Annotated in this window: 12 protein-coding genes; 9 read left to right on the forward strand and 3 right to left on the reverse strand. The window is 40.9% G+C overall.

What is annotated here, in order from left to right; genetic code table 11:
• The first annotated feature begins 24 nt into the window (after positions 1–24).
• Positions 25–1,374 carry an MATE family efflux transporter gene (locus HOP08_09730; protein NOT75196.1) on the forward strand — a complete coding sequence of 450 codons (1,350 nt, stop codon included), beginning with the start codon at positions 25–27 and terminating at the stop codon, positions 1,372–1,374.
• Here HOP08_09730 and HOP08_09735 read toward each other — a convergent pair whose 3' ends face one another.
• Positions 1,375–1,833: a PaaI family thioesterase gene (locus HOP08_09735; GenBank protein NOT75197.1), complete on the reverse strand. Its 459-nt coding sequence runs from the start codon at positions 1,831–1,833 to the stop codon at positions 1,375–1,377.
• A 181-nt stretch (positions 1,834–2,014) separates the two neighbouring features.
• Here HOP08_09735 and HOP08_09740 point away from each other — a divergent pair, with 181 nt between their 5' ends.
• The 5 genes from HOP08_09740 to rpiB all read left to right on the forward strand — a co-directional run bounded on the left by HOP08_09740 (position 2,015) and on the right by rpiB (position 6,386).
• Positions 2,015–2,683 carry a hypothetical protein gene (locus HOP08_09740; protein NOT75198.1) on the forward strand — a complete coding sequence of 223 codons (669 nt, stop codon included), beginning with the start codon at positions 2,015–2,017 and terminating at the stop codon, positions 2,681–2,683.
• 124 nt (positions 2,684–2,807) lie between these two features.
• The gene (locus HOP08_09745) at positions 2,808–3,653 is read left to right on the forward strand and encodes a hypothetical protein (GenBank protein NOT75199.1); all 846 of its coding nucleotides are present in this window, start codon (positions 2,808–2,810) and stop codon (positions 3,651–3,653) included.
• Positions 3,654–3,765: 112 nt separating this feature from the next.
• Positions 3,766–5,037 carry a serine hydroxymethyltransferase gene (locus HOP08_09750; protein ID NOT75200.1) on the forward strand — a complete coding sequence of 424 codons (1,272 nt, stop codon included), beginning with the start codon at positions 3,766–3,768 and terminating at the stop codon, positions 5,035–5,037.
• Between the two features lie 78 nt (positions 5,038–5,115).
• Positions 5,116–5,958, forward strand: a complete 843-nt coding sequence (gene tatC, locus HOP08_09755; protein ID NOT75201.1) for a twin-arginine translocase subunit TatC — start codon at positions 5,116–5,118, stop codon at positions 5,956–5,958.
• On the forward strand, positions 5,955–6,386 hold the full coding sequence (gene rpiB, locus HOP08_09760) for a ribose 5-phosphate isomerase B (protein NOT75202.1): 432 nt from the start codon (positions 5,955–5,957) through the stop codon (positions 6,384–6,386). Before tatC ends, rpiB begins: the two co-directional genes overlap by 4 nt.
• On the opposite strand, the gene HOP08_09765 is transcribed toward rpiB, so the two are convergent.
• Complete coding sequence (locus HOP08_09765) at positions 6,383–7,774, reverse strand: hypothetical protein (GenBank protein NOT75203.1); 1,392 nt, start codon at positions 7,772–7,774, stop codon at positions 6,383–6,385. The two genes, rpiB and HOP08_09765, sit on opposite strands and share 4 nt — an antisense overlap.
• A 103-nt stretch (positions 7,775–7,877) precedes the next feature.
• Here HOP08_09765 and rbfA point away from each other — a divergent pair, with 103 nt between their 5' ends.
• From rbfA to HOP08_09780, 3 genes are all read left to right on the forward strand, one after another.
• Positions 7,878–8,252: a 30S ribosome-binding factor RbfA gene (gene rbfA, locus HOP08_09770; GenBank protein NOT75204.1), complete on the forward strand. Its 375-nt coding sequence runs from the start codon at positions 7,878–7,880 to the stop codon at positions 8,250–8,252.
• Between the two features lie 98 nt (positions 8,253–8,350).
• Positions 8,351–9,487 (forward strand): ABC transporter permease, encoded by a 1,137-nt coding sequence (locus HOP08_09775; GenBank protein NOT75205.1) that lies wholly within the window; start codon positions 8,351–8,353, stop codon positions 9,485–9,487.
• Positions 9,488–9,627: 140 nt separating this feature from the next.
• On the forward strand, positions 9,628–12,576 hold the full coding sequence (locus HOP08_09780; GenBank protein NOT75206.1) for a DEAD/DEAH box helicase: 2,949 nt from the start codon (positions 9,628–9,630) through the stop codon (positions 12,574–12,576).
• A gap of 9 nt (positions 12,577–12,585) precedes the next feature.
• On the opposite strand, the gene HOP08_09785 is transcribed toward HOP08_09780, so the two are convergent.
• Positions 12,586–13,446, reverse strand: a complete 861-nt coding sequence (locus HOP08_09785) for a lysophospholipid acyltransferase family protein (GenBank protein ID NOT75207.1) — start codon at positions 13,444–13,446, stop codon at positions 12,586–12,588.
• Positions 13,447–13,501: the final 55 nt, after the last annotated feature.

A 13,501-nucleotide genomic window follows, 5' to 3' on the forward strand; every position in this document is an offset into this window, starting at 1 on the left:
TCGCCCCGGTTTTAATAACCAGGCATGTCTTCATCTCAGGATCTACGTCTTCAAACCTCTACCCGCCAGATTCTTGGTCTTGCTCTGCCGATATCATTGGCACTGGTGGTTCCGCAGATCAACTTTATTACCAATAATATATTCTTAAGTGGGTTGGGAGAATCTGAACTTGCCAGCGCGGGGATCACAGGCGTTTATTATCTCATTTTTGCCGTCATCGCCAATGGGCTAAACAATGGTCTTCAGGCGCTCATTGCCAGAAGAGCCGGACAAAATCTACCAAGAGAGATTGGAAAGTTGTTCTACCACGGAGTGTGGGTATCGATCGCCTTCGCATTTGTTGGCATTATCATTACATATCTTTTTGCTCCTATGGTGTTGAGGGCAACCATTCATAATCCGCAGGTTGCTAATCAGGTCATTGATTTCATTCTCATTCGCATCTGGGGATTGCCTTTTCTCTACCTCTATGGAATGAGGAATGCTTTACTGGTGGGGACGAATCAGACCCGCTTACTGGTGTGGGGCACCATGGCCGAAGCATTCACAAACATTATTCTGGATTACAGTTTTATCTATGGTCACTTTGGAATGCCGGCAATCGGATTCAATGGTGCAGCATATGCATCCATCATTGCTGAGGCTACTGGTTTGCTTGTCATCTATCTGGTTATCCATTATAAGAAAATTCACCAGCAGTTTGCCTTCTTTGTAGATATCAAAATAGACTGGCCGGCCTTCCGATTGATAATTGTTCAGTCCTCTCCTTTGATCGCACAATATGCTATCAGCATTATTACCTGGGAATATTTTTACATTCTCATTGAGCATCATGGCGAACGTTCGCTGGCAATCTCAAATACCATGCGTAACATCTTTGGTCTCGCAGGAATTTTCTCATGGTCATTTGCCGCCACAACGAGTACAATGGTAAGTAATATTATAGGGCAGGGCAGGGAGGAAGAAGTTTTACCTCTTATCAGAAAGATAATTAAGATCAGTGTGAGTTGTTCAGTAGTGATTGTGATTGCTCTCAATGCATTTCCAACTGCTTTCCTTTCATTTTACGGACAAGGGCCGGAATTCATCTCGGAAGCAATTCCTGTTGTCAGGATTGTTTCTGTTGCATTGATAATGATGTCTTTTGGAGTTGTTTGGTTGAATGCGGTTACAGGCACAGGGAATACACAAATCAATCTTCTCATTGAGCTGATCACTATTATTCTTTACTGTGTCTATGTTTATGTCACTCTGGAATATCTCAATCTTCCTATCACATGGGGATGGGCAAGTGAATGGGTTTACTGGATGAGCATGTTCAGCATGGCGTTCTTTTATGTTCGTTCTGGTAAATGGAAGGGTAAGAAAATCTAATTACTGCTTTCTTATTCCTTTCACTAAAACCCCGGTGGCATAGGAGCACACCTCACCTTTTTCATTCATAACTTTTACATGCCCAAAAACCCTGTTATTGATAACATGTGTTTCCTCTGCTTCCAGTCTTACGGCTAGGGCATTCAATGGCTTGATAAAATGAATTGACAGATGATGGGTGGCGGTGAGGCCTTCACCATAATATGGCAGCCCCAGCAAACCGATCGCTAAATCTATGAGCATTGAAATTATTCCACCATTTACGGCGTCTCCTCCTATTCCTCCACGATGAATATCTTCTACTTTCTTAATCACAACAGCAGGATGCTTCAGATCAGATATATCAATTGATACTCCGATTGTTTTCAATTGGGCAGACTGATTAAAAACATCTTCCAGTTCCTTGATTTTTCCATCGTTGATCCAATGAAGAACCTGGTGAAGCTTTGAGAGATCCATGATGACACGTTTAAAATAGCCTGATAGAAAGTTACTTTTTTTAAACCAATACCTGACCTGATTTCGTCTATACCCTCAAATAATCCATGATTATGGAAGTGGCTGGGTATTATTAAATTTGTTGCCTCTTTGCAGCGATTCTGAAAAGACACCCAACGGATCATCTTTTGAAATAAATATTATGTCACTCAAAAACAGATTTACACCACAGGACCTTGATCGTATCAAGGCCGCTGTGAAGCAGGCGGAAGAAAAAATTTCCGGAGAGATCGTACCGGTTTTTGTTGAACGAAGTGGCTTTTATACCATCGCCAACTACCGTGGAGCCATGATTTTTTCTGCTGTATTCTTTCTTGCAATAATTGCTATCGACCGATACATTCCTGATCAATACGCCTCCACGTTTGCTGTTTATGATCCGCTTATGATTTTTCTGTCAGTAATCATTGCCGGATTAATCGGTGCTTTTGCAACCCACAACATAGGGCCCCTGAAACGCCTTATGCTAAATCAGACGCATATGGATCAGGCTACCCGCAAGCGTGCTGAAAATGCTTTTCTTGAAGAAGAAGTTTTCAACACACGTCATCGTACTGGCATCATGATCTTCGTATCATTTTTCGAACATGAGGTGATGGTCATGGCTGACCGGGGTATTAGCAAAGTAGTAGATCAAAAGGAGTGGGATAAGATCGTAGGCAACATCATTGAAAAGATCCGAATGGGAAAAGTGGCGGAAGGAATTGAAGCATCTATATTAAAATGCGGAGATCTGCTTCTTGAAAAAGGATTTGTCAAAACTCCGGATGACATAAATGAATTGCGGGATGATCTACGCATTGAAAATTAATATCACACTCCTCACCTCAATTAACATGATTCGTTTCTGCTTATTTATATTTTTTGGGTTAACCTCTTTTTTTCTCTTCCCTCAGGAGTCAATTGCTCAGCAAAAAATTCCCCAACTGTGGAACATGCGCGTTCACGATGAGGCAAAAGTTCTATCTCAGCAAACCATCGATCTCCTTGAATCAAAGCTGAAATCATTTGAAGACTCTACTTCCAATCAAATGGCCATTCTGATTGTGCCCTCTTTGGAAGGAGAAAATATAGAACAGTATGCTTTGCGTGCTGCTGAAGAATGGAAACTTGGTCAAAAAGATAAAGACAACGGAATCGTAATGGCAATCTCTATTGCTGAACACAAGATGCGCATTGAAGTCGGTCAGGGACTTGAAGGACCACTTCCTGATGCAATTTGTAATCGTATCATCCGAAATGAAATGGCGCCGCAATTCAGGCAGGGAGATTTTGATGGTGGTGTTGTTGCGGCAGTGGATGCAATCAATCAGGCAATCAAAGGTGAATACAAAGCAGATAAAATTAGCTTGAAGGGTAACGGCAAGGGTGGTGGTGTTCTCTTTGGCTTAATCATCATTGCAGTGTTGGGAATGTTCACCTACTCTGCCTTGTTTACAAAGGGTTGTGCTGGCTGGGGACTTTATGGATTCCTTTCTCCATTCTATGCGATATTTCCAGGAGCAGCATTTGNAAGCGCGTCATCTGGTTGGATCATCCTCATCACTTATCTTATAAGCTTCCCAATTCTGAAAGTAATTCTATCAAGGACAGCCTGGGGACAGGGTATTGCTCAGCAAATGGCTGATTCCGCAAAGAAAAATCGCGCTGGCGGTGGGTGGTCATCCGGTGGAGGTTGGTATGGAGGTGGCGGCAGTGGCTGGGGCGGAGGAGGTGGCGGTGGCGGCTTCTCCGGTGGTGGCGGAAGTTTCGGCGGCGGTGGAAGTAGCGGAAGCTGGTAATCAACGATTCTTTATACCGCTCCTTGAATAAAATAGCTTCAATCATATTACCACGCTATTTTTGCCCGGTAAAGCAATTCTGTAATCAATCTGAAAATCCATAAATCCTGTTATGAAGAAAGATAAAATCATTTTCGACCTCATCGAAAAAGAAAAACATCGTCAGCAAAATGGCATAGAGCTTATTGCTTCTGAGAATTTTGTCTCGACACAGGTTATGAAAGCACAGGGTACTGTGCTGACTAACAAATATGCAGAAGGACTTCCCGGCAAAAGATATTATGGCGGATGCGAAGTCGTAGATGAAATAGAACAGCTTGCCATTGATCGCGTGAAAGAACTTTTCGGTGCCGAGTGGGCGAATGTTCAACCTCACTCAGGGGCTCAGGCCAATGCAGCAGTTATGCTTGCATGTCTGAAGCCAGGCGATAAAATTCTTGGATTCGATCTTTCACATGGTGGTCACCTGACTCACGGATCTCCTGTTAACTTTTCAGGAAAACTATATCAGCCATCATTTTACGGTGTCGAACAGGAAACAGGATTGATTGACTTTGATAAAGTAATAGAGATCGCTAAGCGTGAAAAACCTAAGATGGTAATCTGCGGCGCTTCTGCTTACAGTCGTGACTGGGATTATAAAAAATTGCGTGAAGCTGCTGATTCTGTTGGCGCTTTGCTTTTAGCAGATGTGTCTCATCCTGCGGGATTGATTGCACGCGGCTTGTTGAACGATCCGATGGAGCATTGTCATATTGTTACAACAACGACTCATAAAACTCTAAGGGGACCTCGTGGTGGATTGATCATGATCGGCAAAAATTTTGATAACCCATGGGGACTAAAAACTCCAAAAGGAGAGATCAGAAAAATTTCTTCCCTTCTTGATTCAGGAGTTTTTCCCGGAACACAGGGAGGTCCATTGGAGCATGTTATCGCGGCGAAAGCCATTGCGTTTCAAGAGGCGATGAGCGATGAGTATATGACCTACATCGTTCAGGTTGCCAAGAATGCAAAAGCGATGGCCGATGATTTTCTAAAACGTGGCTACAAGATCATTTCAGGTGGAACAGACAATCACCTGATGTTGATTGATCTTCGCTCAAAGAATCTCACTGGCAAAATTGCTGAAGAAAGTCTTATCAAGGCGGACATTACTATCAATAAAAACATGGTTCCTTTTGATACTCAATCACCGATGGTGACATCGGGAATGCGCATCGGAACACCGGCTATCACCAGTCGCGGCCTGAAAGAAAAGGATGTCATTAAGGTCGTTGATTTCATTGATGAAGCATTGAAAAAACCAACTGATGAAAAGCATCTCAAGGGTGTAAAGCGCAAGGTGAACGCCTTTATGAAGAAGTTTCCCCTTTATAGCTAATCTTTAAATTTTTATTTCCGGCTGAATCCATTGACTTTCGCGGGATATTTGTGAAGAACTCTTTAGGAGTTAATATTTATGAGTGAAGAAAAAGAAATGTCTTTCCTCGATCATCTCGAGGAGCTCCGCTGGCACGTAGTTCGTTCCATAGTCGCTGTAGCAGTTTTTACGATTGTTGGTTTTGTGGCCGCTCCATGGATATTTGAGAATATCATTTTTGCTCCCGCAAGAATTGATTTTCCAACGTTCAAATGGCTTTGCGACATAGGAAACTATTTAGGAACAGAGAGTCTTTGCTTTCCTCCTTTTGATTTCAAGGTGCAAAGCCGGTATATGACAGGTCAGTTTACAATGCAGGTCCTTGCTGCTTTCGTAATCGGATTTATTGTTGCTTTCCCTTATGTTTTCTGGGAGATCTGGAGTTTTGTAAAACCAGGACTTCGTCAAAATGAAGCGAAAGGTTCTAGCGGTGCTGTCTTCGCGGTTTCATTTTTATTCATTCTAGGAATCTCCTTTGGCTATTTTATTCTTTGCCCGATGATGACGTTGTTCTTTTCTACCTATTCCATCAGCACGATGATCCAGAATGAATTTGACATCACATCATACGTTTCAACAATTGTAGCTCTTGTCTTTGGAAGTGGTTTATTGTTTCAATTGCCTGTGGTTGTTTATTTCATGACAAAGATTGGAGTGCTGACTCCACAGTTTATGCGCACGTATCGTCGACATGCAATTGTTGTGATTCTGATCATTGGTGCCATCGTTACGCCTCCTGATCCATTAAGCCAGGTGTTGATCTCAATGCCATTGTTCCTGCTTTACGAAATCAGTATCTTCATATCTGCAGGCGTCATTCGCGGAAAGCGTAAACAGGAAGAGCGTGAAGCTCGCGAAGAGGCTCAAATAAATCCATCATGAAAAAACTAGCGATTGGATCTGATCATGCAGGCTTTGAATTAAAAGAGATCATTAAAAAGAAGCTTGAGCAGCAAGGCCATACAGTAAAAGATTTCGGGACGTATAGTCTTGAATCTACTGACTATGCTGATTATGCACATCCATTGTCGCTCGCTGTCGAGAAAAAAGAATTTGAGCAAGGAATACTTATCTGCGGAAGCGGAAATGGAATTGCTATCACAGCAAACAAGCATCAGGGGATCCGGGCTGCACTTTGCTGGCTGGAAGAACTTGCTGCTTTAGCCCGTCAGCACAACAATGCAAACGTCTTGTGCCTACCGGCTCGTTACATTAGTCCTGAGCTTGCAGAACAGATTACCAATAAGTTTTTAACTACCGAGTTTGAGGGTGGCCGCCATACACGCCGCGTTGAAAAGATCAGCTGTTAACGTCTCCAGTAAATTCCATTGTCCTTCCGGTAATGACTTTTGATCATTGGGATTCTCTCAATGAAAGGCTCCATTTTTCCCGCCTCATCAATGATTACGTCTGGAACATCTTCGGCAACTGCTTTGTTGATTTTTATGATGTTCTCATAGTAATCCGGCCCATCAAAATACTTGCTTGATAATTCCCAATCCAAAAAGTATCCGGCAAGTTTGTTTTGTTTTAATAGAGAAATGTCATCACCAACGATCATAACTTTTCTGCCAACAATTGTCTTCTCATAAATTGATTCAGATGGAAACATTGCGCTGTAGTCAATCTGATCGAAGACTTTGTGGCGAGATAGAATATTAACAGAGATCAATCCAATGATCAATAACCATAACATGGTTTCCGCAATAAATTTTCTTCGGATCAACAATAAATAATGGCTGATAAAATATGCAATGGGTGGAATGAATGTAAGGAAACTATGTGGAGTACGACCTGCAGTCAACCAGGTTTGCAGCATGGCTATTCCTAACCATAAAAAGATCACCTGAAAAAGTTGTGATTGATACTTTGTAAACCTGGCTTCTCGTGTCAGCATGAAAAGCGAAATAACAAAGTAGATCAATGGTACAATGCCAAGGGTTAAAATGGACTTCATGGAAACAATTCCTGAGCTCAGCTGGGTAACGTTCGCCACATAAAAGTGAGACCAGAGTGCATCAGTTTGTCCATAACAATAGTAGACGATCATGAGTATTCCATGAACAAGACCATACCCAAAGAACAACAATAGAATTTTTCTTATGGTAGCCCTGGCAAAGATTATAAGAATGAAAACCGTTCCTATCAGGAATACTGTATAAGAAAATACAAAGAGCGATGACATTCCTAAAAAGAATCCAAGATTCAATACGATCGAATCTCTGTCAACGCGGAATTCAATTTCTTTAAAGAGATTATTCAATGCCAGAAGCAGCAAGGTAGATGCAAATAACTCGGGTGTGATCGCCAGTAAATCAAATGAGAAAAAGCATAAGAACCCGAAAATGAGAGCCGGTACATAGTTGTTCTCGTTATAGGCCTTATTGTTAATTAACAGAATTCCGAAATAAGAGGCCTGAAAAAAAATTACAATCAACGCAAGGATATGACGCGCCATCAGAGATCTTCCAAACAGAAAGTCAAGAAGCCCATCTGTAACGGCCATCAGTGGTGCAGTGCTATCTATGATTTCTACATATAGTAATTTCTCTCCCATCACTTCTCCCAACACCATTCCTTTTAATTCCTGAAGGGTCATCGCTGGTAAATCGATTAATAGAGGAAGACTGGCCAATACAAGAAGTATCAGCAGGCTGAAAAGGCGATAAGGATCATTTATGCGGAAGTAGCGTAGCACGAAAAATTCTGATTATGGCGCAAATAACTTAAAAATACTTGAGGAAGCTTCGGTTCATGGAAACTATGGCCGATTCCTCTTTGACTTTCCTATCTTTGCTCTCATGAGCGGAACCGTGCGACAGCAAAAATTCAGCAAGCTGATACAGAAAGAACTTAGTGACATCTTCCAACGAGATCAGCGTGGTCTTCTGGGAAATGAGTTTATGACTGTTATGGATGTAAAGATCAGTCCAGACCTGAGTGTTGCCAGAGTATATATTAGCATGGCATTGGTTAAGGACAAAAAGTCTTTACTTGAAAAGCTTGATGATCGGAAAAAAGAAATAAGAAAAGCGTTGGGAGATCGCATCCGTAATCAGGCGCGCATTATACCTCATTTGAATTTCTTTCTTGATGAAACCGAAGAAGGTGCACAGCGCATCGAAGACATTCTCAAGGGCCTTAATATCCCGCCGGCAGAGCCAGACGAAAAATAATCTTATTCGATTAAATGAATCTTCCTTTCTTTTTCGCAAGACGTTATTTTCTATCCAGGCGAAAGAAGAATTTCATAAATGTAATTTCCATTTTGTCAATGATATGCGTTGCTTTTGTAACCGCCGCATTGATCATCGTGCTTTCTGTTTTCAACGGTCTGGAGGTTTTGTTAGGATCATTGTACACTTCTTTTGATCCCGAACTCAAAATTGAAACCTTAAAAGGAAAATCATTCGAGATCAATGACTCGATGATGAAGAACCTTCAATCCATTCAGGGCGTTAAGATCATAACAGAAGTCATTGAAGACTATGCTTATGTGAAGTATCGGGATGCAAGCATGGTAGTAACAATAAAAGGTGTAAGCGATAATTTTATTGATCAGCATCGTCTTGATGGTCACATAACAGAAGGTAAACTAAAACTTAAAAAGGACAGCATTCCATTTGCCATAATTGGAAGAGGGGTTCGTTATACTCTTTCTGCTGAGGTGACGGATGATATGTACGCCATTCAGGTGTTCTACATCAAAAATTTCAAAAGTGGCACGATCGATCCATCGAAAATGTATGCGCGAAAAAGTATACGCCCTGGTTCTGTATTTGCGATTGAAAAGAACTTCGATGAAAATTATATTTTCGTTCCGATCAGCTTTGCAAAAGACCTCCTGGATTATGGCAACAGACGTACAGCGCTTGAAGTGCAAACCGATGGATTGAACATTGATGAAGTAAAGAAGAAAGTTCAATCGGTATTAGGAGAAAATTTTGTTGTGCTCACAAACAAAGAGCAGCACAAGGATTTATATCGGTTATTGAAGTTCGAAAAGCTTTTTTCTTTCTTCTCACTATCTCTTCTGCTTCTGGTTGGATGTATCAACATGTTTTTCTCATTGATGATGCTTGCAATTGACAAGAAGAAAGATATCAGCATTCTGGCCGCCATCGGTGCACCTTCATCTTTCATAAAAAAAATATTCCTGGCAGAGGGTGCGCTCATATCATTGATCGGTGCAGGGATCGGTCTGTTACTTGGAGCAACATTGGTTTATTTACAGGACACTGTTGGCCTTGTGGGAATGGGCATGGAGAACGTTATCGTTAACTATTATCCTGTCGAGATGCAGGTATCCGATTTTCTATTGACGACGGCTGTAATTCTTGTTTTCAGCATACTGATATCAATCAGACCAGCCATTTTAGCCTCCAGATCGTATTCAATCGACCATCTGTGATGTAAGTTTCATTCGTAAAAAGCTGAAAAACTTTACCGGAGATTACCTATTTTGCAATTCCGCTTTTTCTGAAAAGTGCCAAAATTCTGTTTTGGAGCTTCTTCTGAAGAGCGAAAACAACATTTTTAGCCCAAAATCGCATGAAAGTTTCGGCAGCTCAGCCCTTTCAACTGATTTACTCGCTCTACCAGCACGAGTATCTGGGGTATATATTTGAAGCCTTCATTGTCCGTCTGGATGAGACAGGAAAACTCACCTACCAACATCAGAACATCTCATCAAAAAATGCAAAGGAATTTGCAAAGGGTCTTGATGAGCGCGATTATGAATTAATAGATTTAATGGACAGCATGAATCAGGATGCTGTGCTTCGTCACTTCTCAAAAAAAATAATGAAGCCTGATGAGTTCTTCTCCAAGATCTTCAAAAAAGATAAGGGTGAAGAAAAGCTACTTCAGGAACAGATAGATGCTTACATGGAGAAACGGAGAGCTTCCGTTCTTGAAAAAATAAAAGGCAAACGTCTTTTTGAAATGGGCAATGATGGTGAGCCTACCTGGAGAAAAATTGAAGTTCCCGATCAACGCGCTAATGTAAAATTTCACTTTATCCGAAATCAGGAGAACACAACGTACTATCCAACCATTACACACAACGATCAGAATGTAGAAATTCCAAATGCAGGGGCTTACATGGTTTGTAAAACTCCAGCGTGGGTTGTTGTCAATGGAAAGCTTTATGGTTTCGATAAGTTTGTGGATGGGAAAAAATTAAATCCCTTCCTCACGCGCAAGAATATTGTCATTCCAAAAAACCTGGAAGAGAATTACTACAATAATTTTATCACTTCACTTATTGCAAGCTTTGAAGATGTGGAGGTAGAGGGATTTGAGATCGTAAAAAATGTTTATGAACCTCATCCGCTTCTTACTATTTCTGAATTACCACCTGCTAATACAAAAGAAGCCGCTACTCTCTTCTCAGAACATCCTGAAGAAAAGCCGAGCAATGACGAAGCTGGAAAAATTGTGTTTGATCTTTCCTTTAAATATGGCAAGTATCGCTTTCGGGGAGATTCAGGTGATGTGAGTGTTTCAATGGAAAAGAAAGACAATGATTTTATTTTTCACCGCATTAAAAGAAATATCAATTCAGAAAAAAACTACAAGCAGACGCTGATCAAGTTAGGATTGCCTCTTTCGGGAACTTTCAGAACAGCGGTCGACAAAGCACATGCTTTTTCATGGATCAATGAGAATCGTGTCAATCTATTGAATTTCGGTTTTGAAGTCAGTCAGCCTGAGAATCGTGATAAAAAGTATTTTGTAGGAAAGGCAATAATTGAACTTGAAGTCAAAGAAAGTATTGACTGGTTTGATATTCATGCAAAGATTCGTTTCGGAGAGTATGAGATTTCATTTAAAGAGCTTCGTAAGCTCATCCTGAAAAAGAAAGTTGAGTTCAAGCTTCCCAACGGTGAGATTGCTATTATTCCGGAAGCATGGCTTATTAAGTACGGTGACTTGTTTGCCATGAGTGAAACACATGGCACGAATGAAAAACCTGTCCTTCATAAATATCACCTCAACCTTGTAAAAGAACTTCAGGATGGAAATCTTGCCAAGGTTCACATCAGTGACCGACTGAGAAATATTGAAAACTTCACTGGCGTAAAAGATTATCCTTTGCCTGCAGGCTTTAGTGGTCAATTACGTCCTTACCAAAAGGCCGGTTATAACTGGTTAAGGTTTCTCAACGAATTCAGACTTGGTGGATGCCTCGCAGATGACATGGGACTTGGGAAAACCGTTCAAACCCTCACTCTTCTCCAATCCGAAAAGGAAAAGGGAAATTCAGGTACATCATTGCTGATCATGCCTACATCTCTTTTGTACAACTGGGAAATGGAGGCGGCCAAGTTTGTACCTGACCTGAAAATACTGACTTACACAGGAACGGGTCGAAACAAAGACATTGAACGTTTTTCAAAGTATGATATCGTTCTCACCTCTTACGGAATAACACGTTTGGATATTGAGTCTTTGCAGAAATTCAATTTCCATTATGTGATCCTGGATGAATCCCAGGTAATTAAAAATCCTACTTCTAATATTGCGAAAGCCGTGCTTCAATTGAAGTCGCGTTTCAAATTGACATTAACCGGAACACCATTAGAAAATACAACGCTTGATCTTTGGTCACAGATGACTTTTATCAATCCTGGTTTGCTGGGTGGGCAAACGTTTTTCAAAAATGAATACCAGGTACCTATTGAAAAAAGACAGGATGAAGCAAAGACGAAAAAACTGAATGCGATCATCAAGCCGTTTATCTTAAGAAGACTAAAATCTCAGGTTGCTACCGACCTTCCGGAAAAAGTAGAAAACATCTATTATACCAACTTATCTCCTGCACAAGAGGAGAAGTATGAAGAAGCAAAGTCATTCTATCGACATAAAATTCTTGACCTGATAGAGAAAGAAGGACTTAACAATTCACGTATTACCATTTTGGAAGGACTCACGAAACTTCGTCAGATATCCAATCATCCAAAAATGGTGGATATTCATTACAAGGGTGACTCCGGAAAACTGGAAGATCTTTCCCACATGATCGAGAATGCTTTACTGGAAGGACACAAGCTTTTAATTTTTAGTCAATTCGTAAAACATCTTGAGATTGTCAGAGAGTTTCTAAAATCCAAGAAGATAGATTTTGCATACCTTGATGGATCCAGCATGGATCGTAAAGACCAGGTTGAAAGATTCAATAAGGATCCTAATCTTAAAATATTCCTGATTTCCATTAAGGCCGGAGGTCTTGGTCTTAATCTTACCGAAGCAGATTATGTGTTTATTCTGGATCCATGGTGGAATCCAGCTGTTGAGCACCAGGCGATCGATCGGGCACATCGCATTGGCCAAAAGAAAAAAGTGTTCACCTACAAGTTCATTACAAGAAATACTGTGGAGGAAAAAATTCTGCAGCTGCAGAAAAACAAACTAAGATTATCTGAAAGTCTTATCAGCACAGAAGAAAGCATCGTTAAATCTCTCACACGCGAGGATATTGAAATGATGCTTGCGTAGCATTAGCTTCTACTCCTCACCCATCTCTTTTCGGGTCTTCTTCCATCGATCATGCGACCATAACCAACCCTCAGGCTGTTCACGGATGATTTTCTCCGTTGCTTTAATGTAGTTCTCAACGATGACAAGATCATCCTTTGCATAGGGTGGCTCAGCAATCTGAATCAGTTCTCCTTCATAATATCCCCGCTTTACTTTTCTACTAACAAAAAATATTACAGGGTACTGAGTAATGATCGCAAGTTGATTGATGCCTTGAAAGAAGGCTGTATCCTGATGCAAAAAATTAGTCCAATAACGTTTATCATGACTCAGTCCCGGAAACTGATCAGCCAAAAGTGCCAGCCCATGCAAGGTTCCTTTCTTTTTTAATGCTTCTCTTCCAACCTTTTCACGTTTGATTGGCAATGCTCCAAATCTTTGACGAATAATGTTAGAGAAGTTGTCGAAGAACTGTGAGCTCTGTTGTTGATAAACATAGTAAACCTGTGGAGAAGTCTGAAGACAAACTCCTGCCAGCATCCACTCCCAATTGAACTGATGCGCAGTCAAATAGATCATCGCCTGACCTTTCTCTGCAAATTTCTCAATGACTTCAGGATTTTTATACTTTATTCTTTTCCTCACCTGGTCTTTTGACATCGTGAGGAGCTTCAGTGTTTCAATCGGATAATCACAGAGATTGCGGTAGAATTCTTTCTCAATCCCCGCTATCTGTTTTTCTGTTTTTTCAGGAAATGAATTCCTGAGGTTAGACTGTACAATTGTTCTCCTGTACCGGATGATATAGTAACCGACAATAAACATCAGGTCAGAAATCACATATAGGAATGTGAGTGGCAGGCGTGACAGCAGCTTCAGCAAAAACATGAGCACAAAATTACGCGAATGTTTTAATTACATTTGTTGCTCTGTATTCAAATAA

The sequence above is a fragment of the Cyclobacteriaceae bacterium genome (genome assembly GCA_013141055.1).
Taxonomy (GTDB): Bacteria; Bacteroidota; Bacteroidia; order Cytophagales; family Cyclobacteriaceae; genus ELB16-189.